The organism is Tolypothrix bouteillei VB521301, assembly GCF_000760695.4.
Taxonomy (GTDB): domain Bacteria; phylum Cyanobacteriota; class Cyanobacteriia; order Cyanobacteriales; family Nostocaceae; genus Scytonema; species Scytonema bouteillei_A.
Map to the genome: position 1 here is coordinate 1,655,994 of NZ_JHEG04000001.1, position 22,909 is coordinate 1,678,902.

General features: G+C 41.4%; 18 protein-coding genes. 7 read left to right on the forward strand and 11 right to left on the reverse strand.

The genetic code is table 11. The features are described 5' to 3' along the window. Positions 1-115: 115 nt before the first annotated feature. Complete coding sequence (locus tag HC643_RS06635; RefSeq protein WP_072040798.1) at positions 116-1,831, reverse strand: fumarate reductase/succinate dehydrogenase flavoprotein subunit; 1,716 nt, start codon at positions 1,829-1,831, stop codon at positions 116-118. A gap of 250 nt (positions 1,832-2,081) precedes the next feature. On the opposite strand from HC643_RS06635, the gene HC643_RS06640 reads away from it, so the two are divergent. Beyond that, a complete protein-coding gene (locus HC643_RS06640) occupies positions 2,082-2,366 on the forward strand; it encodes a hypothetical protein (RefSeq protein WP_202048593.1) in 285 nt (94 codons plus the stop codon). A gap of 56 nt (positions 2,367-2,422) precedes the next feature. Here the strand turns inward: HC643_RS06640 and tnpA are convergent, their stop codons facing one another. Continuing rightward, entirely contained in the window at positions 2,423-2,833 is a 411-nt protein-coding gene (tnpA, locus tag HC643_RS06645; protein ID WP_038088359.1) for an IS200/IS605 family transposase, read from the reverse strand. On the opposite strand from tnpA, the gene HC643_RS06650 reads away from it, so the two are divergent. From HC643_RS06650 to HC643_RS06660, 3 genes are read left to right on the forward strand one after another with little or no spacing between them, the layout of a single operon-like run. Beyond that, positions 2,810-4,129 (forward strand): RNA-guided endonuclease InsQ/TnpB family protein, encoded by a 1,320-nt coding sequence (locus HC643_RS06650; protein WP_237265845.1) that lies wholly within the window; start codon positions 2,810-2,812, stop codon positions 4,127-4,129. The two genes, tnpA and HC643_RS06650, sit on opposite strands and share 24 nt — an antisense overlap. A 4-nt stretch (positions 4,130-4,133) precedes the next feature. Beyond that, positions 4,134-4,391 carry a GNAT family N-acetyltransferase gene (locus HC643_RS06655; RefSeq protein WP_237265846.1) on the forward strand — a complete coding sequence of 86 codons (258 nt, stop codon included), beginning with the start codon at positions 4,134-4,136 and terminating at the stop codon, positions 4,389-4,391. A gap of 23 nt (positions 4,392-4,414) precedes the next feature. Further along, the gene (locus HC643_RS06660) at positions 4,415-5,677 is read left to right on the forward strand and encodes an MFS transporter (protein ID WP_050046348.1); all 1,263 of its coding nucleotides are present in this window, start codon (positions 4,415-4,417) and stop codon (positions 5,675-5,677) included. Here the strand turns inward: HC643_RS06660 and aroQ are convergent. From aroQ to HC643_RS06690, 5 genes are all read right to left on the reverse strand, one after another. After that, positions 5,643-6,305 carry a gamma subclass chorismate mutase AroQ gene (gene aroQ / locus HC643_RS06665; RefSeq protein ID WP_050046347.1) on the reverse strand — a complete coding sequence of 221 codons (663 nt, stop codon included), beginning with the start codon at positions 6,303-6,305 and terminating at the stop codon, positions 5,643-5,645. The two genes, HC643_RS06660 and aroQ, sit on opposite strands and share 35 nt — an antisense overlap. 643 nt (positions 6,306-6,948) lie before the next feature. Further along, the gene (locus HC643_RS06670) at positions 6,949-8,334 is read right to left on the reverse strand and encodes an MFS transporter (protein ID WP_237266062.1); all 1,386 of its coding nucleotides are present in this window, start codon (positions 8,332-8,334) and stop codon (positions 6,949-6,951) included. Positions 8,335-8,742: 408 nt separating this feature from the next. After that, complete coding sequence (locus HC643_RS06675; protein ID WP_038088353.1) at positions 8,743-9,027, reverse strand: DUF7219 family protein; 285 nt, start codon at positions 9,025-9,027, stop codon at positions 8,743-8,745. Between the two features lie 133 nt (positions 9,028-9,160). Beyond that, positions 9,161-9,709 (reverse strand): orotate phosphoribosyltransferase, encoded by a 549-nt coding sequence (pyrE, locus tag HC643_RS06680; RefSeq protein ID WP_050046345.1) that lies wholly within the window; start codon positions 9,707-9,709, stop codon positions 9,161-9,163. 954 nt (positions 9,710-10,663) lie between these two features. Beyond that, positions 10,664-11,626, reverse strand: a complete 963-nt coding sequence (locus HC643_RS06690) for a lysophospholipid acyltransferase family protein (protein ID WP_167844632.1) — start codon at positions 11,624-11,626, stop codon at positions 10,664-10,666. A 230-nt stretch (positions 11,627-11,856) separates the two neighbouring features. Here HC643_RS06690 and HC643_RS06695 point away from each other — a divergent pair, with 230 nt between their 5' ends. Together HC643_RS06695 and HC643_RS06700 are read left to right on the forward strand one after the other, a co-directional pair. Then, positions 11,857-12,747: an alpha/beta hydrolase gene (locus HC643_RS06695; protein WP_038088350.1), complete on the forward strand. Its 891-nt coding sequence runs from the start codon at positions 11,857-11,859 to the stop codon at positions 12,745-12,747. Between the two features lie 444 nt (positions 12,748-13,191). Then, entirely contained in the window at positions 13,192-13,578 is a 387-nt protein-coding gene (locus tag HC643_RS06700) for a hypothetical protein (RefSeq protein WP_050046344.1), read from the forward strand. A gap of 163 nt (positions 13,579-13,741) precedes the next feature. On the opposite strand, the gene HC643_RS06705 is transcribed toward HC643_RS06700, so the two are convergent. Further along, positions 13,742-14,119, reverse strand: coding sequence for a TetR-like C-terminal domain-containing protein (locus tag HC643_RS06705; protein ID WP_050046343.1), 378 nt, complete (start codon positions 14,117-14,119; stop codon positions 13,742-13,744). Positions 14,120-14,374: 255 nt separating this feature from the next. Here HC643_RS06705 and HC643_RS06710 point away from each other — a divergent pair, with 255 nt between their 5' ends. Further along, positions 14,375-14,740 (forward strand): hypothetical protein, encoded by a 366-nt coding sequence (locus tag HC643_RS06710; protein ID WP_050046342.1) that lies wholly within the window; start codon positions 14,375-14,377, stop codon positions 14,738-14,740. A gap of 200 nt (positions 14,741-14,940) precedes the next feature. On the opposite strand, the gene HC643_RS06715 is transcribed toward HC643_RS06710, so the two are convergent. The 3 genes from HC643_RS06715 to HC643_RS06725 form a co-directional block, all read right to left on the reverse strand. Then, a complete protein-coding gene (locus HC643_RS06715; RefSeq protein WP_063779549.1) occupies positions 14,941-15,564 on the reverse strand; it encodes a TetR/AcrR family transcriptional regulator in 624 nt (207 codons plus the stop codon). 512 nt (positions 15,565-16,076) lie between these two features. Next, positions 16,077-17,618: a glucose-6-phosphate dehydrogenase gene (gene zwf / locus HC643_RS06720; protein ID WP_038088347.1), complete on the reverse strand. Its 1,542-nt coding sequence runs from the start codon at positions 17,616-17,618 to the stop codon at positions 16,077-16,079. 501 nt (positions 17,619-18,119) lie between these two features. Further along, entirely contained in the window at positions 18,120-22,544 is a 4,425-nt protein-coding gene (locus HC643_RS06725) for a DUF4347 domain-containing protein (protein WP_050046340.1), read from the reverse strand. Between the last annotated feature and the right edge of the window lie 365 nt (positions 22,545-22,909).

Here is a 22,909-nt window from a genome sequence, read left to right on the forward strand (position 1 = left end):
AATGGGAGGTAAGAAATAGTTAGCTTCGCGTAGCTCTACCATATTAGATGAGTTTGTATTGTTGAAGGCCATCAGCACAGTCTTAAAAGTATATCATAAAACAGGCTACAAGCTTCTAATGACTGTGAACTGTCACGTCATACACTTCTTGTACAATATCAACCTTCACAACATACGGTTCAACAGAACGCTTAAACAGCATCATTTCCCCCGCTTCATCTTTCTTTAAATTGACATGGCAAAACCACTCTTCGTTATTCTTGTCTGGAAAGTCCAAACGATAGTGATATAGACCCCAACGACTTTCCCGACGATATAACGATGCTCGTGCAGCCATTTCTGCACAATCGCGAATGAAATGCACTTCCATACAACGCATCAATTCATGAGGGTCACGCGCCCCCATCTGCGCTAGCGTCTCGTGATAGCGAATAAAATGCTTTAACCCAATTTCCATTTTGTGACCGGACTTTGGTGGTTGCAAGTAATCATTGACCAATCGCCGCAGCTTATATTCTACTTGGGTATGGGGGATTCCATTAGGTTGGTTCAAGGGTGTATAAATACGAGCCTTTTCTGCTTCTAAAAAATCGGAATCGGGTTCTTGATGGTTCAAGTTTTGAATGTACTCGATCGCATGAGTACCAGCTAATCGACCGTAAACAAATGCCCCTATCATATAGTTATGGGGAACGCTTGCCATATCTCCAGCTGCGTACAGCCCTGCGACTGTTGTTTCTGCCTTCTCATTAACCCAAACGCCAGAAGCGCTATGTCCGCTACACAGACCAATTTCTGAGATATTCATCTCCACACCGTGGGTACGGTAGTCTTCGCCTCTACCTTGATGAAAGCGTTCGCGGCTGGGTCGTTCGTTTGACCACAAAATTGACTCGATTTCAGAAATTGTATCTTCATCTAGATGGCTCATCTGTAGTTGGATTGGACCTTTACCTGAATTTAATTCTTTCCAAATTTCCAACATCATTTGTCCGCTCCAGTAATCGCAGTTAATGAAGCGGTATCCTTCAGCGTTAGTCGTATACGCACCAAACGGACCTGCAACGTAAGCACAAGCGGGACCGTTATAGTCCTTAATCAGGGGGTTGATTTGAAAGCATTCAATATTGCTGAGTTCTGCTCCTGCATGATAAGCCATTGAATAACCATCGCCTGCATTGGTGGGGTTTTCATAAGTCCCGTAGAGATAACCAGATGCAGGAAGCCCCAACCGCCCGCAAGCACCAGTGCAGAGAATTACGGCTTTTGCCTGAATAATGACAAAATCTCCACCACGCACATCAAACCCGACAGCACCAATTGCCTTTCCTTCTTTCACTAACACCCGAGTTGCCATGACGCGGTTCGTGACCTTTACCTTATGGCGTTTGACTTGTCGGGTAAGAATGGTTTTGAGGTCTTTGCCTTCTGGCATGGGTAGTACGTATTTACCTACCCGATGAACTTGCTTGACATCATAATTCCCTTGAGGATCTTTTTGGAACTTCACGCCCCAACTTTCCAGTTCTTGAATTGTTTCGTAACCCAGTTTTGCTGTTTGGTAAACGGCTTTTTGATGGAGAATACCATCGTTGGCAATAGTGATTTCACGAACATATTGTTCTGGGGTGGAGTGTCCGGGGATAACTGCGGTATTCACACCATCCATTCCCATTGCGATCGCTCCACTGCGACGAATATTCGCCTTTTCCAGAATCAAAACATCTGCATTTGAAGAAGCTTGTTTTGCTTTAATAGCAGCCATTGTCCCTGCTGTACCGCCTCCAATGACCAGCACATCTGTTTTTATCCACTGCGTGTTGACGTTCATATCTATACCCTTAACAAATCTGTAAGAAGCCACTCAAAATCTCTGAAACTCGAAATGACGAAAGCATAGCCAACAAAAAGTCTACTTTTTTAATAAGTAAATTTAACGCTATAGCATTCCTGAAAAACTACCGTAGTTTATTATCGGGAAATATTAATCTTGAAAATACGACATCTTTATCAAGATAACGCGTTTTATTTGCATTTGGTCATGATAATTTAAGTGAACACTCCTTGCTTATTTGTCAAATATGGCAATTACCGTTCGCTTGATTGCACGTGAGGAACTTCCACAACTTCTCTTCTTATACAGCCACTTGAACGCTGTCGATGCTCCTTTGCCATCCGACGAAGTGTTGCAGTCCCTGTGGGATAGCATTCTGTCCGATCCGCGTCTTTATTATATAGTTGCCGAGGTTTCCAACCAGTTAGTAGCAACTAGTAACTTAACGATTGTTCCCAACTTGACACGTGGCGCACGTCCATACGGTCTTATTGAACATCTTACGCTATCCTTCCCCAATCCGCTTCGCTGAGATTGGGGAAGGATAGCGTGGGGAAGCGAGAGGCTCGATGCCTCGATAATCACCAGTTAAGTCTTTGGCGCTTCTTGATTTTGGATGTATTTTTTAAGCACTTCTATTGGTGCGCCACCACAAGAAGACACGTAGTAGGAATTAGACCAGAAAGAAACTTTTCCCCAGTAATGCTTTTTTACTTCTTGGGGAAATTCTTTTTTTAGCATTCTTGCTGTTGCACTTTTCAGGCTACCAACAACAGCAGCAATAGAGTTTTTTGGGTGGAAGTCCAGCAATATATGTATGTGGTCTGACTCACCGTTAAACTCAATTAATTGGCAGTCCATCTTATTCGATACCTGTTCAATCATCTGTTTTAGTCTGTCGAGCATTTCTGCGTTTAAAGCTTTACGTCGATAGTGAGTCACAAAAACAAAGTGCAACCTCACGCTAAAAACACTGTGAGAACCTTTTCTTACCTGCATATTAACAGGGTATACCCAAAAATAATATTATGCTTAAATATAACAGAAAGTCGATATGTTATGGCTACTAAGCGAATCACTTTTAGGCTCTACCCCTCCAAGGTGCAAGCTAATAAAATGCACTATTGGCGACGACTTCACAAGGATTTGTATAACGCTTGTGTTGAGCATCGTAGAACTTCTTATAAGAAATTTGGTAAATCAATAGATTACTTCGCTCAACAAAATTGTTTGCCTGATTTCAAAGAAGAATGGGAAGAGTACCAAGAACTTGGTAGTCATGCGTTACAAGACACTGTTAAGCGTGTTGATTTTGCTTTCAAGCGGTTTTTTAAACTCAAATCTGGATATCCAAAATATAAGTCCAGTCGCTACTATAAAGGATGGACTTATCCTTGTAATTCGGGATGGAAAGCTTGCACCAATGGCAAAAACGGTTATCTAAAAATATCTAATTTAGGTAACATCCCTATGCGTGGTCAAGCTAGGGATTGGGGTAAAACTAAGACCTGTACAATCATCTTTAAGCAGGGTAAATGGTACGCATCAATTACCGTTGATTGCATCCCAACTCGACCACAAACTGATACAAGTGCTATTGGTTTAGATTTTGGTACATACCATGCAATTGCTGATTCTAATGGCAATGTAGTCGAGAATCCCAGATTTATTAAAACCGCACAAATCAAAATTAACAAAATAGCTAAAACCAGTCGTAGAAAAAGACCACCAACTAAAGGGGTTAAAGCTTCACGATGCTGGAGGAAAGCGAATAAAGCAGTAGCTAAAATACAATTCATCGTTGCTCGTCAAAGACAAGACTGGCAACATAAAGTGTCTACACAGATAGTTAGCTGTAATAGCCTGGTAGCCACCGAGAAATTAAACCTTAAAGGGATGACCCGCAAATCTAAAGGCAAAAGAAAACGTCAAAAGTCAGGACTGAATCGGTCTTTGCTTGACGTTGGTATTGGCAATCTCAAGGACTTAATTAAGTACAAAGTCACAGAGGCAGGTGGTTTTTACATTGAGATTCCAACTACCAAAGTTAAGCCGTCTCAGACTTGTCCTAATTGTGGTCATCAAAAGAAGAAAACATTAGCTGATAGAGTTCACCATTGCGAAAAATGCGATTACCAATGTGATAGGGATGTCGCCGCAGCGATAGTTATGCTCCAGGTTGCAAGGGGTATGGAACGTGCCTCTACAGGCGCAGATGAGTCAACCTCTACTTGGTGCGGAAGCTTCAAGCAAGTTACTCAAGCGAAGCGTCAGAAACGTGCATCTCAGGCGTAGCCGGATGCACGTAGTTCATAATGTTGTCACTCATTCCAATTACCGACAGCAGGGAATTAGTACGCAAGTGCTGCGTTATGCTTTAAATCTTGCATGGAAACAAGATTGTTATAAAGTCATGCTTCTGAGTGGCTCAAAACGTGAAGAGACATTACGCTTTTACGAGCAAGCAGGATTCCAGCGAGGAGTGAAAACTGGATTTATTGCTTTCCCTCCAGAAGAATTCAAATTTAGTGAAGTTGAGATCGGTCCGAATCACTAAACAGATACAAAAAAGGACAAGTCATGCTTAATACTTTCCGTTTCAGGAATTTTTCGCTGTACTACGTAGGTCAGGCAATTTCTCTTATTGGAACATCCATGACTCAGGTAGCAACTGCTTGGCTTGTCTATCACCTCACCAATTCTGCTTGGTTGCTGGGTCTGGTGGGTTTTGCTACCCAAATTCCTACTTTTGTTTTGATTCCTTTGGGTGGAATTGTAGCCGATCGCTGGAATCGTCACCGCATTCTCACAGTCGCCCAGATTCTGGGAATGTTTAAGTCTTTAAGCCTAACCTGGCTGGCTGTCACTGGTACAATCCACATCTGGCACATCATACTTCTCTCTTTGGCGCAAGGGATCGTCAATGCTGTTGAGATTCCGACCCGACAAGCATTTTTACCAGAAACAGTTGGGAGGGAAAATCTTGGCAATGCGATCGCCTTATACTCATCCTTGGTTAGCATTGCGACTATGGTTGGACCAGGAGTTGCAGGGTTGTTAAATGCAGCATTTGGATCTGGCATTTGTTTTGCGATTGACAGTATCAGTTATATTGCCGTCGTTGTCGCCCTCCTCGCAATGCGCCTTGCTCCCAGAAAAGCCGTTGTGTCTGTACGCAAACCTCTAGAAGAATTTAGAACAAGCTTTATCTACGCCTTCCGCTTTCTGCCTATTCGGTGGATTGCGATCGGAGCGGCTTTAGTTTGCTTTGTCTGGGGTTTTTTTCTCGCCCTAGGACCCATTTTTGCTGCTGAAGTTCTGCAAGGAGGACCGAATACATTTGGCTTTCTCATGACAGCTTCAAGTGTTGGAACGCTAATTGGTGGAGTTTACTTGAGCAGACGCCCGCATATGTTTGGGTTTGAGAAAGTGTTGGTATTTGGACCAGTTCTCATGGGGGTAAGCTTAATAGTTTTCGCCTTATCTCACGTATTATGGCTTTCACTGATTGCGCTCTTGGGAGCTGGTGTCGGATTTATTCTGCAAATCATTTCGGGTCGCACGGTACTCCAGTTACTGGTTACAGATGAGATGCGCGGTCAAATCACGGGTCTTTACGTTATGGCGTCTACTGGAGCAGTTCCTATAGGCAACTTAGTAGCTGGTTTTTTGGCAAGCTACATTGGTGCTGCTAATACTGTGATCTTTGGTGCTAGTGCCTGTATTGTAGGTTCACTCCTCTTTATGCAGCAGCTTTCTGTCTTTCGAGATCTTGTTCATCAGAATCTCAGTGCTAATGAATCTTACATTAAGGAGAAGCCTCCGGGCAAGAAGCTCCTTTAATTTCTAGCAAAGGTGCAAGAGCAGTACGTTGGACGTTTTGCTCGATACCATTTCCTTTAAGGACAATTGGAGCACGCGATTGAATAGATTCGCGTACTGAAGAACAACCAAGGGATGGAATAACTTCTGCTAGTACAGGAAAAAATTCCTCATTTAATTTATCGAGTGACGGTCTTATGTTTTTCTTCAAGTCTGGGGTATTCGTAAAAAATTTTATTCCTTGCCTTTGCCAAGCTTGAAAATCAGCTTTCTGTATTTGTTTTCCAGCTTCTATCTGTCCTTGAAAAAACGCTGTCACTGTATCGGGGTGAATGTTGTAAACTATTGCTTGCTGTCGCACTTTGGCGATTAATTCCTGTTCGCGCTGGCGGTCTTCTATAGGGAGTTTTTTATTCCATTTCCATCTGGCTACATCATGAGCGATTATCAATCGCTGTTGCATAAGCTGTAATAAATTGTTGACTTGTTTTTGTTGATGTGCGAATGTATTTGTAAAATGGAACTGTTGATGACGCGAGACAAAATAATACTTTAAAGTTGCCGTAACTAGCGCACTCATAACCAATAGCACTAGAAAAATCCTAATAGTTTGCAATAAGATAGTCTTTTGTGTGTGATTTGCTCTCATATTTATTGATAACTACAGTGTGAATTCTATTCGCTTTCTTAATTGTGAATGTCTCACCACTTGTTTTCAACGACAAGTATTGTCTCGTAAACTATTTAATCAATTTTAACGCTCGTATAACGGCCCTAAAATAGTTACAAACACCTCTTCCTTGTCCCCCTTGTCCCCCTTGTTCGACTCTCAAATAGGATTGCTATAGATTACATATTTTTACTTGGGGCTTGTATTTCACTGAGTGTTATGTGATTATACTATAACAAAACATCGGTAAATCAGTCGATTAGCTGTACTTAATTACAGACATCACATAGACAAACTATCCAAAATTTTGAAGCTCAAGCACAGGTATTCCAAGTCGATTGTGCTTGTTGTAAAGCAGCGTTCCTCAATCCTCATTGGATACAAGGGCTAAATGCGTTTCAGGTAGGTACTACCTACCTGAAATTTTCTTAAAACTTGACATAGAAACGGTATGTTGGGCTAAAAGGGTTTAGAAACACCAGTTCCCAGGACGTGGGAGCCCTCCTACAAGGGTGGACTCACCACTTGCTGTAGCTTGTAGAACCATGCAGGGCAATCACTCATGAGGGAAACCCCCAAGATCGCGTTGCTTCACCACCGCATTCGTGTACCAGTCACTATCCTACTGGTTACTGGTTGCTGTTAAACCCATTTTTATATATACCGACTGTAATATACTTCTTATTTTAGACTCTTGCCTGAAAAAATAAAAAGCACCCAAAAGACAACACATACCGCCAAAAAATAGAGCGTTAGCAACTCCAATTTGATTTGTCAATCCACCAAAAAACAAATTACCAAAAGGCAGTATTCCCAAAAAACCTGTTGTAAAGATACTTGTCACTCTACCTCGTTTATTCTCGTCAGGCAAAATTGATTGAACAAAGTTACCAATTGCAGCCAGAGTTAAAGTATTACTCATACCTACTAAAAAAATTAAAACCAGACAAATCTCTAGATTGCTATAGCGAGAAAAAAGCATCAAACCCAAGCCTAAAATTATTGTAGAACGCGTAATCACTTTCTCTAACCCTATGACTTGCTTGCGAAGAATAAGATAAAAACCTGCAATTATCGAACCAAGGGCTGAAGCTGTCATCAAAAATCCCATAGTTTCAGCGTTACCAGACAATATTGTTTGAGTAAAAATAGGCATTAGGTTAACATGGGTCATTGCCATAAAACAAATAACGATTTGTAACACAAAAGTATATCTTATAGGTAAAAATTCATAAGCAAAAATGAATCCTTCCTTTAAATTCTTCAAAAAAGGAGTTTTTTGAGATGAGGAATTATTAGGAAGTGCTCTAATTTGAGCCGTTAAAATTGCAGATATAAAGGGTATATAGGTAACAGCATCTATTAAAAAACAAGCTGCTGCTCCCGATCTAGCTAGCAGTAAACCCGCAATCATGGGACTGGCAAACTTAGCTGTATTAATTGAGAAAGAATGGATTGAAACCGCGCTGTAAGTCTCTGCTTTATTCTCCACTAGTCTGGGAATAGTTACCAACCGTGCTGGCAGATCGAAAGCTTTTATTGTTCCCTGAAGTGTACCAATGGCAATAATCCATATAACGTTAAGATGACCGTTAAGAGTCAAAATAGTGAGAGTAAAAGATAAAAGAATCGACAGTAGCTGAGTTGTTAGTAATACATAGCGCACATTCCAGCGATCCAACAAGACTCCTACTAAAGGTGTAATAACTAAACCCATAGCTTGATTGGTAAATCCAGCAACACCAACTAGCACGGCTGAATTGGTTAATTGATAAACCATCCATACCAAGGCTATTTGGGTCATCCATGAGCCAAAAAAAGATACACTTTCTCCAATGACGAAACAACAAACATTTAGAGATTTTAGAGCAGGTGGAATTTGAAAAGAACTCAATTTGTGTTTGCCTTCCTCAAAATGTTCTCTATGACTTTGTCCCATCAGTGTCTTCCTTTTGTAAACGTCTACAACCTTTTCAAGGCGGTAAAAAGCTCGATCGTACTTGGACATCACAAGTCCACTCGTTTTGAAGTTGTGTTAGGCAAACTTAAATTTAGTCAGACAAATATTTAGGATTCTTACTATTTTGTGAAACAAATACAGTCGCATATTTATTTGCGAATTGGAACTGCTCTTTCACTACAAGTTTACGACCTAGATTGAACCAGTACCATTGGTCAGAAGTAAGAGAACACGGGCAAAAATGGTTTGTTTATTTGCCATCCCGTACTCGGCTAAAAGTTGCCTCTGCAAAGCCAGACAAGACTATAAGCCATAGAGCCTGTTCTAAATATTTAGTTACGCTAATTATTAGTTTCTCATATTTTATTGTAAAGTCAAGCATAAAAAAATACCGCTTCGTTCTCCAAAAACGGTATAGTTCATACACCAATCAAACCGTTCAGCACAATCAGACAATCAAGCGTCATCTGGCAAGTCCGGCTGAATATGTAAGAATTCGTTTCCAATACCGAGTTCTTTTTTACTGCGTTTTAACTGTTTCCAAAGAGCTCTAATTTGTTCGTAAGCTTCGTTTGGTTCGAGTTTTCCACCAGTCTGCAGACTAGCGATGTAACCGACTTTATGAGAAAATTCTTGGAGATTGGCGTTAAACACCAGATGCTCTGGTCTAACTTTACCGCGATAGCTAGCGCGAGGGCAAAGAAATCCTTCCAGATCCCTCTGCTTATTGGATTTTTCCATAAATTTCCCACCTTTTTTATAAGTGTTTTTAATAGTTTTTAACCTGTTCTTAACTAAAGAAACTTTTCTAACAAACTAGTGGATGAGTGAGTGTATAGCATCCCCCAAATGACAGACTTTTAGATAGACCGATTTAAGAAAAGTCATCTCGCTTGAGTAAAGGAAGCAGCTTGATACCAACAGATCCCAGTGCGTCAACAGCACCTTCTTGCCTGTCAATAACGCAAAGTGCCGAATCAATTTGAGCACCAAGTTCCCGGAGTTGACGGGCTGAGATGACAATCTGACCTCCAGAGGTAACTACGTCTTCTACAATCAAAACTTTGCGATCGCTGAGTTGCGTTCCTTCGCTTAAACGAGCAGTTCCATATTTCTTTGTCTCTTTCCGGACAAAAGCAGCAGGTATCCCAGAGTAATGTGATAGAAGCACCGCAATGGGAATACCGCCAAGTTCCAGACCTGCAAGTACTTGAGTACCGTTTGGAATGAGCTCGACCATTTGCCTAACAATAGAATCAAGCAAGATAGGATCGCAACAAAATTGATACTTATCAAAGTACTCATTTGCTATCTTCCCAGATCGTAGAGTGAAAGACCCAGCAAGATAAGAAACTTCGTAAATTTTCTTTGCCAATTCGTGTTTATTTGTTATGATTTCATTCTCTTTATGGAAAGCTTTCATCTGTTGCTCTTGTCTTAGAGTTTTGCCAATCGTTAATATTGTGCCATACTACTATGATGTCTTTTAAAGGGTCTTAGATTTCCTCAACTCTCCTTAAAAAGTGGGGTTAAGGCACTCTGAAAGCCCATATTTTTATGGGTATTGATGGAGAAAAAGTTAAGAGATAGAAGAGTAGGTTGAAAACAAATGATTAAAGCTATCCTTTTTGATTTAGACGGAACTCTTCTCGATCGCGAGACATCTCTGAAACAAGTTGTCTCTATTCAATACAATCGATTACCGACATTGCAGCTATCAATTGTATAGAAATCGCACGTTATTGCGCCATCCTAGAAGGGTAGGCTTATACAAACAAAGCCTGCGTATAGCCAGTCCTTACGGGCGTAGCTTGGCATCGCATAGCGTGTAATTTGCGCTGTATTACTTAGTTTCTCTCAACCGAAAGCGCAATGGCATTCTATTAGCCGACTAAATTGGCTCTACTATCCCCCCAAAGACAAATACGCCTATCGTTGGGGGTGTTTTTTAGTTACTTAACCATTTAATATAAAAAAAGATAAGCTATTGTTTGTTATTTCTCGCATTGGTAAAAGTCTTTCGTTTGTCAAGCATAAAAGCCATTTTTTTTATACCCCTTTAACAAGGGGTATTTTACTGTGCTTTGTCACATTTATTCTTGTACAAAAAGTACACTTAAATGTATTCTGGTTCTACCAAAGTTTCTAGAGGATAAGCACGATTTTGCTTTATGTCAGTAATAACAAGCGAAAAGCTTACATTCAAAACTTTTGCGCCTTCTGCCATCTGACGAGCGGACTTCTGCGTTCATGTACTAGTTTATTAGCTTTTGCGCTGACGTATTCTTTCCGCACTCGAATCGTTTGTCTAACTGCGATCGGCCGCGCAGAGCAACTGTGAGAACTTCAAAGTGAGATTGTTGAATAAAACCTTTTCCTATTGCAACATTCGGTTGAGAAAATGATGGAATAACTTTAACCCTTCTGGCTCCTGATAGTTTTGTGGCAAAAGGTCAATTAATGCATACTGCAATGCTTCTAAAGCCGTGCTCACTTCCTGTCGTGTTGGTCGGTTGGATTGAGGAAAGCACAAAGGTTCGCCGAATCGTATGGTTAACTCTTTTCCCAGATAAAGGTTTTTTGTTCCAATCAGCCCAACTGGCGCTACTGGTACTCCCGCTTTCAACGCGTAAATGACAGCCCCCTGTCTTAGCGGTAAGTGCAATTTTCCCTCGTTTGTTCCCAATCGTCCTTCTGCAAACAAGAGGATACCATTGTTGCGAGCAAAAATTGTCTGAATGGTACTGTTAATTTGTCGCAGTACTTGAATTGAATTTCCTGTTGGAACATCTTGTTCGATCGCTTGAGCTAGGTCGCGCATATCTGCCCTTCCTGCTTTAGCGCTTTCTATCACTGCCATCTCTTCTTTCCACCGACGTTCTAAAGGAACAACACCACCCGCAAAATTCAAAATTTGGCGCTTCCACCATTTGTTGTAGAGTGTACGTGCGTCACCAAAGATGTAATAGTAGGGTGAAGGAGGAATTTGAGACAGCAATAGAAAAGGGTCGATATGATTGAGGTGATTGGCCGCAATCACTGCAGCACCATGGGGAAGGCGTTCCAAATTTTCCACCCTAACTTTAAAAAGTGTTTGAATGAACGCCCGCAGGAGAACGCGACGAGTAGCGCCACTTGCTCTCGATTCAAAACCTCCGTCACTCAAAACTGTCATTTGCTTCAGCGCTTCTTGAATGGCGTTACGAACTGACGGATCGCGAGACATTGCAAGTCCTTCTCTGGCTCTTTGGATTGTTTCAAACGTCAGGGATGGCAAGTCATCTATTTCTACGTTATTTTCCCGATCTCCGAATGAAGCCAGAATAGGACGTTCGCTCATATGTAGAAACTAAATACTCACAACGTATCACAGAAAAAACTATCTTGCCTGTAATGCTTAAAGTTTAACAAGCTTTAACAAAACCAAACCCTATCTGAAGTATCACTACATTATTAAAGTTTAAGTTAAAAAACTCTTAAGAAAGTAGTGTTCAACTTTACCGGCATTGCTGAAATACCTATGATTCAATAGTGCCAAAGAGTGATAAGCGTTTATCAGAGATTTGAACAATGGAACATCGCGAAGGAACCCTCAAAGGAGTGAGAGGGCTGAATCTCTATTATCAAAGTTGGCATCCAGGTACTCATCCACGTGCGAGCGTGGCGATTGTACACGGATTGGGAAGCCACAGTGGTTTGTTTGGTAATGTAGTTCAGCACCTCATTCCTGCTGGATATGCAGTTTATGGATTGGATTTACGCGGACATGGGCGATCGCAAGGTCAGCGGGGACATATCAATACTTGGTTTGAGTTTCGAGAAGATCTCAAAACTTTTCTCAAATTGATTGAGACACAAGAGCCGGGATGTCCTCGCTTTCTTTTAGGTCACAGTCTTGGCGGAGTCATAGTTTTAGACTACGTTTTGCGCTTTCCAACTGCAATCCAAGGTGTCATTGCGATGGCTCCACCATTAGGTCGGGTTGGTGTTTCACCCGTTAAATTAACTTTAGGGCGTACACTCTCACAAGTTATGCCACGCTTCACTCTCAATACGGGTTTTGCTGGTGCTGCAACTTCCAGAGATGCGAATGTACTAGCAACCTTTACTCAAGATAGATTTATGCACTCTATGGTCAGTGCGCGTCTTGCAACAGAGCTTTTTTCCACAGCTACTTGGATTCAAACTCATGCTGATGAATTACAACTACCTCTATTGATTCTTCATGGTGGAGCCGATCGGATCGCACTTCCTGAAGGGAGCCGTATTTTCTATCAAAAAATTAGCTTTCCAGATAAAGAGCTTTATGAATATCCAGAAAGCCGCCACGCTCTTCATAGAGATGTTGATTATCAAGAGATATTGACAGACTTAGAAAATTGGCTGGAAAGGCACGTAAAAGGAGGCACTTTGGTTCCATTTAGAAGGCGTTCCCTGACAAATGAGTATATGTTGGGCTAGCTAGAATACGGATCTTGCTCTATTGGCAAGCAAAAGTATAGCCATCCTATTTGATTTATGAAATACATACAGGGTGGGCAAGTTTTTTCCAAATTGGGATGCTCTCCTTTAACCCTCAATAAATTGGGGGGAAGTTAATTCTAATTCCCCCCTCTTTTCACGATGTTTCATACCTTTTCTAGAAATCTGTTTACACCGTAGCCTTAAACCCCGATAACTGCTAACTACTAACCAATAACAGCCATAACAGATACTAGTATTTATTTACACTGACTTACTTCTCTTTAACATTTAACTTACGTTGATATGTTAGAAAGTCGCTACAATAGCTATATGGGGCAAATAATTCGATAGTTAATTTTTTCTGGCTGAGCTATTTAAATAACTTCACAAAGCAGTGTTGCACGAGACAATTTATTAGGGCACAAACCAGAGGTAATGAGTATGAACCGAACACTTCTATTCAAACTTAGCATACCATTAATAGCTGCTCCTTTGCTTTCTATTTTTACGCCTCTTACCGCTATGGCATCGCTATCTAACCAACAAACACCTGGATTGGAACAGGAAATTGTTGGTAATATAGGTAACTCAATACTTGTAGCAGATAGGGATGATTACCGAGACCGTCGCCGAGACCTTCGCGATCGCCGCCGAGAAATTCGCCGAGAAATGCGTCGCTTAAGGAGAGAGGAAAGACGGCTCGACCGCAGGTACTCAGATCGCGATCGCTACCGCCGTGTAAGTGATTACGATCGCTATCGCGGTGGTAGAAATTACGATCGGCGCTATCGAGATCGAGACTATTACCGTTACTATCCTTGGAGATAAAAAGTTCTATTTGGGATTGCGATCGGTATCTAAAACAGCGGTACTTGATTCCCTCGCTGTCAGAAGATGACTGAAAATTGTAGGGTAGGCATACCCCAACGTCGAACTCTACTCTTATGGTACGGGCTTCCCTGCTCGTACCATAAATTAATGCAATGAACCATTAGGCGGATATCCCAGCTATCAAAAAATTGACTAATTCTTCAGCAAAGATATTGTCTAAAGATGACTGCTTGAGCAGCAATTGATACCAAATATAACCAGCAATCGTATCAATTACCAATTCTAAATTCAAATTTGGACGCAACTCACCTCTAACAATACCCCGTTCTAAAATAGTACCGATTGGTACCCGATAGCATTGAAGAATCTGCTCGCGAGACGCTTCAGCAAAATTGGAATGTATTTGCGCTTCACCAATCAATTCCGTAACAGCAGTTCCTGTAGTCATTGCGGTCAAGATTATAAATAATTGTTGCAAAATCTGGTATAAGTCCTCTCTTACTGAACCTGTATCAGGTAGCGGAATATTCTGTGCCACGTTTAAATATATTAAAAATTTTTATGTATTTTATTGCACTAGAGCGAACGACCAAAGATAGGGAATTGGGGAACTCAATGACCGCTCTGGGGATTAAGGGTCAATGGAAATAAGGAAACCTGCTTGATGACTCGGTTGTTACTCAAGACAACACGATTTGTCTCGTTAGGTATTGACAAGACGATACGGTTCGTTTAAATTAAAGATAAGAAGTTTATACAAGATTCAACTGTCTTGAAATGGAGAATAGAAAATATGAAAGGTTTAATAGTTAGTAGTTTGTCCCTCCTGCTGTTAGCAGCAGCAGCACCTGCGACTCGGGCTGATGACACAGCGTACAATCCTGCGACTTCTGGAAAAGCTCCTTCTTACCTGAATGCAGCAACAACACCTTTCGATCTTGTTAACTTGGCATACCAAGGCTATTTTGAAAAAGAAGGCATTCCCAGCTATAACGATCTCATAGTTGGTTACCGTTCAAAGCAAGTGAGTGCAGAAGACATTATCAAAGGTGCAGTTAAAGCAAAAAGGCTACCATCACAAGTTTTGTCCGATCGAGGATATATCAACGCTGTTCGGACTCAACTAGATGCTTTTAGATTCAACGACGTTGCTGAATAAACGTTTTTGCTTAACAACTCAAAACAAGAAACGATTTTGCCTTGAAATGCAATGTCTGTACGATAGTTTATGTAGGGCGATTTTAACCTTTCTGTTAAAGTCGCCTACAACTTTTGATGGGGTTCTGCTGCAAATCTCCATTGCGATCGCGATACTGAGTTAAGAAATCTGATTATTTTATGCTTGTATGCTGACAGTGTCTAAGCCAATGTACCACATATCAAAAAATTCACTAATTCTCTAGCAAACGTATCATCTAAAGGTGCATGCTTTAACAGCAAACGATACCAAACAGGGCCATATATTGCATCAATTACCAATTCTAAATTCAAATCCGGGCGTAACTCACCTCTAACAATCCCTCGTTCTAAGATAACGTGAGTTGCGGCTCGACGGCATCGAATAAACTGCTCGCGAAATGCCTCAGCTAAGTTGGGATCTATTTGTGCTTCAGCGATCAATCCCGTAACAGCACTTCCTGCAGTGGTTGTTGTTAGTACGGTAAATAGTTGTCGCAAAATTTGATACAAATCTTCTTTTACTGACCCTGTATCGGGTGTCGGAATGTCTTGTGTTGCTTTTGCTGCATATGCCTCCATAATCACAGCTGCTTTGCAAGACCACCAACGGTAGATTGTTTGCTTCCCAACTCCCGCACGGGCTGCGATCGCCTCAATACAAATTTCCCCATAGCCTTTTTCTTCTAATAACTCAGCAGCTGCTTGGAGTATTGCTTTATGAGAACGTTCGTTCCGCCTGCGGGGTATAGACGCTTTGCATGGAGACGATGTTTGAGGGACAGTGTTCACAAGTAGTTGCGACATGGGCATAAATTCCATTCCTGATGTTTGTTATCTAAATACGACTTGTCTGGTAAAAAGTTGTCCAATCGGTACGGGTGATTGACAAGTTGGTTACGGTACTCATAATTAAGTGATGACAACAGGATATTCCCTTACTAAATCTCTTATATCTCATTGCTTTCGATCCTGGGGAGTACTGACCTTACCGCAGTGCGGTAATTTTAAACTCTTTATGCTATATACGGTTATTCTATCAATTTACCGTAATTTAAAATTAATACTCTCACAATAGGTTACAAAAAGCAAGACAGCTATTGGTTAACTTAAGGTAGTGAACCTAATTCTAAACTGGATTTAGTGAAATTCTTGTCCAATATAATTCTTAACAAAATAACCAGACGTTATAGTGCGGTAGCCTTTAACAGTACAAAAATACTGTAAAAAATTCAAGATATTCCGAATGCAAAAAGCGGATCTTCATACTCTACAGTACACAGATCCGCTGTTAGAGAGATTAGGAACTACCAACTTTATTAATCGATAGAACTATTAACCGCATCAGATGAGGGATAGTTGCGCCACTGTCGTCCATCTCGCGATAGCAACTCATTTGCCTCTTTTGGACCCCAAGTACCTGCGGCATAATTAGGAAAGTTCCGGGGAGGTAAAGCATTCCATACATCCAGGATAGGGGTTACTGCGCTCCAACCTAGTTCTACATTGTCTGCTCGTTGGAACAGCGTAGCATCACCAATCATGCAGTCATAGAGTAAAGTTTCATAACCAGTGCTAGGTGTTTTATTAAAGTAGTTGGCGTAGCAAAAGTCCATTCCAACAGTTCCCATTTGTACTGTAGGACCGGGAATCTTTGCTCCAAATTGGAGGTGTATTCCTTCATCAGGTTGGATACGGATGGTCAAAAAGTTGGGGGTTAAGCTATCTATAGATGTTTGACGAAACAGTAGTGAAGGAACTCGTTTAAACTGGATAGCAATTTCCGTTACCCGTTTTGGCAACCGTTTGCCTGTTCTTAGATAGAATGGAACGTCTGCCCAGCGCCAGTTATCGATGCTCAACTTAAGGGAGGCATAAGTTTCAGTTGCTGAATTGGGATCGACTCTTGGTTCAGAACGATAAGCAGGAACTTGCTGTCCTTTTACCGTTCCCGCGCCATATTGTCCCCGCACAGTTTGAGTTAACACCTGTTCGGGCGTCAAAGGTTGAATTGCTTTGAGAAGCTTAGATTTTTCATCTCGCACAGCATCTGCTTCAAATGAAACGGGTGGTTCCATGGCTATCATCGCCAGCAATTGAAACATATGGTTTTGCACCATATCTCGAACCGCACCCGTTCCTTCATAGAAACCACCTCGGCTTTCAACACCAACTGTTTCAGCTACTGTAATCTGCACGTGGTCAATGTAACGGTGATTCCATATCGGTTCAAACAATCCGTTACCAAACCGGAAAACCAATATATTCTGTACCGTTTCTTTTCCCAGGTAGTGGTCAATGCGGTAAATTTGACTTTCCCTCAACACATCACTGACATTTTTGTTTAGGGTACGGGCAGATTCCAGATCGTGTCCGAAAGGCTTTTCTATTATGATACGCCGCCAATGCCCTTCCTCCTCGAGAGTCAGCCCTACAGTACCGAGTTGCTTGATGATATCTAAGAAAAAGTTCGGTGCTGTTGCTAGGTAGTAGAGGTAATTGCTTTGAGTCCCACATTCAATGTCTACCTGAGCAAGTAAGCTTTGTAACTGAATATAAGTGTTGGTATCTTGAAAATCACCGCTCAAATAGTACAATCGTTGCTCAAACTGCTCCCAAAGCTGTGCGTCTACCGGGACTGTCGCAAATTCATAAATGTCTCGGCTCATTTTGGAACGGAAATCTTCGCTACTCATGGACGCACGAGCAACACCAACGATCGCAAAATTTTTAGGTAGTAACTTGGTTTGAGCCAAATTATAAAGGGCTGGCATTAACAGGCGTTTGGTTAAATCTCCAGCAGCACCAAAAATTACAATCGCACAGGAACCCGCAGGTTGAGGTTTTTCAGTAAGAGTCATATCGATCGCCTGAATTAGGAATTCTTTTCATCTATCAGTGCCCTGCCAGTCTATTCGTTACTCTTAATATCAACTCATTCTTGCTTCTATTTGCAATTGTAAAGAATCGATCTTTGGAAAGATACTCAATTCTTGCTAATTCTAGCAGGTTATTGTTGTTATCTTTCCAAAAAAATCTTTTAAAAGTTATTCGTTATATATCTTTTTGTTGCACATTAAATCGTAAATTTATCATCAAACTCACAAATATATTTTCTATCAATAGTATAAAGATCTAATTCTTAGAGTACTTAATTTTCATTGTGTATTCTATTACAAGATAAGTGGCAAGCGAAAACTTTGGCGATTTTATTAAAAAATCTGTAGCTTTTCATTTGCTCCAAATTGTCTTTCAATAAACCATACCGTTTGTAAGAGCGCGACGCCTTCCTTACAAACGGTATGATTCATTTAGGCAACAACTGCTGTATGTGACAAACCACTAGTTGGCAATTTCAAACATCAAGCAATACTCAAATTAACTCTGACAATCAGGTCATTGTAATCGCGATCGCCGTTATTAGCTAAATCCTCAAAGCCAAAGGTGTTATCGCCTAACAAGCGAATATGATCGACTTTATCAGTGTTAGCTCCTAAGAAGGGGAAATATACGGCAGGGTCATTGCTTGAGTTAGCATCTAAAACTGCCTCCAGGTTACCATTCACAATCATGAACGGTGCAAAGAGAGAACCAGGGCTAAGATTGCCTGTGAATGTAGCAGTCTGTTGATTGCTTGTTGTTAGGTCAATTCCTGCAACACGTCCTCTCACTGCAGCTTGAGTATAACCGACATCGCCAGGACGGAAATCTATAGTCCCATTGCCATCTGTATCAATACCACCATTCACATCAGCTATTCGGTAAAATCCAATCACGTTGTCAAAACGTGCTTCTCTGTTGACAACAAAGTCTGCCTTAACCTGAGTAGATACATTACGCAAATCAATGATTTCTCCAAAAGAATTTCCTTGAATCCCAGTACCTAAAGGTAACGCCTGATTTGTTGCCTTGATTTTTACTTCCAGATCTTGAAAGTTAGATGCTCCGCTATTCGAGCCACTGTTCCAAGACAGTCTAAACTCGCCATTGCCAGAATCCACAACTTTTTGGTTTGAAGAATTAGCAAAAAGTACCTCACTGAGAGGGGTTAAACCAGCTTGCACGGCATCAACACTACTATTCTTAACAAAGAAGAATTGCAAGCGCGACCCTGAATTGAATTCTAGTAATCTTCTCAAATCAGTGCTAAATCCATTAGGAACTTTAGCGATCGTAGAGAAAACAGTGCTAGCTCTTGAAAGCGCAGCTTGGGCATAATTATCTCCGCCAGGAGCAATGCCATTAATTCTTCCTTGGTCATCATCAACAAGAAAAACACCTATTTCATTGACCGTCTGAGAATTGCGTCCGGCGAGAGCAACTTCCAGTTTTGGTCGATCGCCATTAGAAGGGCCTTCTAGCTGGAAAATATTGTTAGATAATAGTCTCAGGGCAAAAGCATTGTTGCTAGTGTTGTTGCCAGTGTTGTTGCCAGTGTTGTTGCCAGTGTTGTTGCCAGTGTTGTTGCCAGTGTTGTTGTTAGTGTTATTGCTATTATTAATGGTAATAGCCGCTGTGTCAGTTGCACTGCTAAAGCTTGTAATACCTCCGTTGGCAGTTGTATCTGCAACGTTACCATTTGCACCGCTTGTTTGATCCCAAGCACGGAAGGTTAAAACATTATTAATGCTGCCAGTGACATTGGCTTTGGGCTGGAAGTAAATGCGGGTGTTGGGATTAGCTGCTAATAGACGAGCGTTAGTGTTAGATACAGACCCCAAAGGTACCCAGTTACTACCATTATCAATACTGTAAAAGACGCTGCCATCAGCAGTATTTGCATCTGTAATGGCAATACCTGTGAGTGCATTTTGATCGGAATCGGTAACATTATTACCAAGACTAACTAACGAGGAAACGAGAGTACCAATTGCCCCTGTAGGTGCGCCTGCATTTTGATTAACTGAGCTGAGCGTAATATTAATGTCACTCAGGATAGGAGCATTGTTGATAGTATTAACGGTAATTGTTGCAGTATCAGTCGCAGTACTAAAAGCTGTATTACTGCCGTTGACAGTGGTGTTTGCAGTACCGCCGTTGATGCCAGTGCTTTGATCCCAAGCACGGAAGGTTAAAACACTGTCAATGGTACCAGTGAAATTGGCATTGGGCTGGAAGTAAATGCGCGTGTTAGGATCGGCTGCTATCAACCGAGCATTTGTGTCAGAAACGACACCTAAAGGTATCCAATTACTACCATTATCAATGGTATAAAAAAAGTTACCGTTAGTAGAATTAGCACCCACGATCGCAATACCTGTTACGCTGCTGTCTGAATCAGTGACATTACCATTAATACCAAGCCTAACTAACGAGGAAACAAGAGTTCCAACAGCCCCTACAGGTGTACCTGCATTTTGACTAACGGTAGTGAGAGTAACGTTTGTGTCTAACAGGACAGGAGCATCATTAACACCATTAACAGTGATTGAGACAGTATCAGTTGTACTGCTGAATGCAGTTGCACCACCAGTAACACTAGCGATCGCAGTGTTGCCGTTAGTTCCACTCGTTTGATCCCAAGCACGGATAGTGAGTGCATCGTTGATGGTACCGTTAAAGTTAGCGTTAGGCTGGAAGTAAAGGCGTGTACTTCCATCAGCAGCGAGCAAGCGAGCATCAGTGTTGGAGACAGCTCCTAAAGGGAGCCAGCTATCACCATTATTCGTGCTGTAGAACCAATTTCCATTAGTTGTGTTAGCACCTGTGATGGCAACACCCGTTATAGCATTGAGATCTGGATCGGTAACATTAGTACCGATAACAACTAAAGAAGAAACAAGAGTGCCAACAGCCCCTGTAGGTGAACCTAGATTTTCATTAATACTTAAGGAAATATTGGTATCGCTCAGAATAGGAGCATTATTACCAGCATTCACGGTAATTGTGGCAGAGTTAGTAGTACTACTGAAGGCACTAGTCGTGATATCCACGAGAGGGGCTGTTGTATCTGCACTACCACCATTAGTACCAACGGTCTGGTCCCAAGCACGGAAGGTTAAGACATTATCAATAGTGCCGTTAAAGCCTGCATTTGGCAGAAAGTAGAGGCGGGTACTAGCATTAGCAGCCAATAAACGAGCGTTAGTTTCGGATACCAATCCCAAAGGTATCCAGTTACTACCGTTATCAGAAGTGTAGAACCAAATGCCGTTGGTATTATCAGCATTCGTAACGGCAATCCCTGTAAATGCATTAACGTCAGGATCGATAACGTTATCACCAAGGCGGGCTAAGGAGGAAACAAGAGTCCCAACTGCTCCTACAGGTACACCTATATTATTGTTAATGGCAAGAAAAGTAACTTGGGCTTCACTGAGGGTAGGAGCATCATTAACAGGATTAACGGTAATGACAGCATTAGCAGACGTACTGCTAAAGGAAGTTGCACCACCACTAATAGTCGTGTTTCCAACAGTACCATTAATGCTTTCATTATTCAGAGTACCTGTTTGATCCCATGCACGGAAGGTCAAAGCAGGGCTAACAGAACCGTTAAAATTAAGACTGGGTTGGAAGTAAATACGCGTACCGCTATCGGCAGCTAATAAGCGAGCTTCGGTGTTAGATACAGCCCCTAAATTTGCCCAGCTATTGCCATCATCAATGCTATAAAACCAAGTGCCGTTGGTTGTATTGGTACCTGTAACAGCAATACCTGTCACTGCATTAAGGTCTGGATCGGTGACATTGGTACCAAGGCTAACTAGGTTAGAAACGAGTGTACCAACTTGCCCTGTCGGTTCACCTGGATCTTCGTTAACAGCAAGTAGAGTGACGTTTGTGTTAGTGAGAGTAGGCGCATTGTTAACAGCATTAACAGTAATAGCAGCAACATCAGTCTCACTACTAAAAGCAGTCGCACCACCGTTAACAGTGGTATTAGCTATATTGCCGTTAGTCCCACTACCAGCAGTTTGATCCCAAGCACGAAAGGTAAATAAATCATTGACGGTGCCACTAGAGTTGGCATTAGGCTGGTAGTAAATGCGAGTGAGGGCATCTGACGCTAATAAACGGGCATTGTCGTCAGACACCAGTCCCAAGGGTGTCCAAGTAACGCCATTATTAATGGTGTAAAACAAATTGCCGTTAGTCGTATTAGCATTCGTAATGGCAATCCCTGTAGTACCGCTATCTGGGTCAGTGACATTACCACCAAGACTAACTATAGAAAAGATTGGCGTACCAACTGAACCGACTGGCTGCCCTGCATTGTTATTGATTGAAGCCAGAGTGATATCAGTATCATTGAGGGTAGGAGCAACGAGTACAGATGGATAAGCTGTCATTACCTCGCTAGGGAATGCCAGTAATTGATTGGAAATACTACCTATACTGACTTCTAAGTTCCAATCACCTCCCAAAACCGCGTTACCAGTTAGATTAGCGGAGGCTGCTACATTTGCTCCAGTTAGGTGATGTAGCTTAGTGATGAATTCTGCTCCAGCATCCCCAGCTGCTACATGACAGCCATAAAGATAAAGGGTGGGAGATTGAGAACAACAGAGATAAGAATCTGAAAAAAACCAATTCTTGAGTTTATTGGTGTAAAGTTTCAGAGTACTGAGACTAAGTTCGCTGTTACCCAGATAGAGTGTTCCTGAAGAGCCATGAGAAACAATATGAACATTTTCTACCTCTCTATGTTGAGAAAGTACGTGGGTAATTTGTGCTACTCCATCTTGAGCCGGGTCAAGAACAATGGCTTTGATTCCTGCTAGAACACTTCTCAGTAAAACTTCGTAGTGATTTACAGATGGATCGACAAAAAGAATGCTAGTCATCTTCATCTCTGCTTTATACAAACGTATTACGTTTACATCCAAAAGTTGTTAGAAATACGGGTAACACTACAACAGAACTCGCCTTTGCCGTCACAACAGACTTAACGTAAAAATTTGTACACCTCAATAACATAAGTACAAGGATATATCTGCCCTAATTAAGGTTATTTAACATCAACTTGGAACTGAACTTGAAGTTATGAATATGGTGTCAGTGTAATCATCTGTTGTTTCCAGCAATTCAGTACTTCTAGTTAGAGAAACATGAAAAATTGGTATAACCAGGATGTAAATACCGATCTTTATAGAAAAAACATATTACAACTTTGATATCGGTCAAAATAAAGACTGGGGACCGCAGGAAC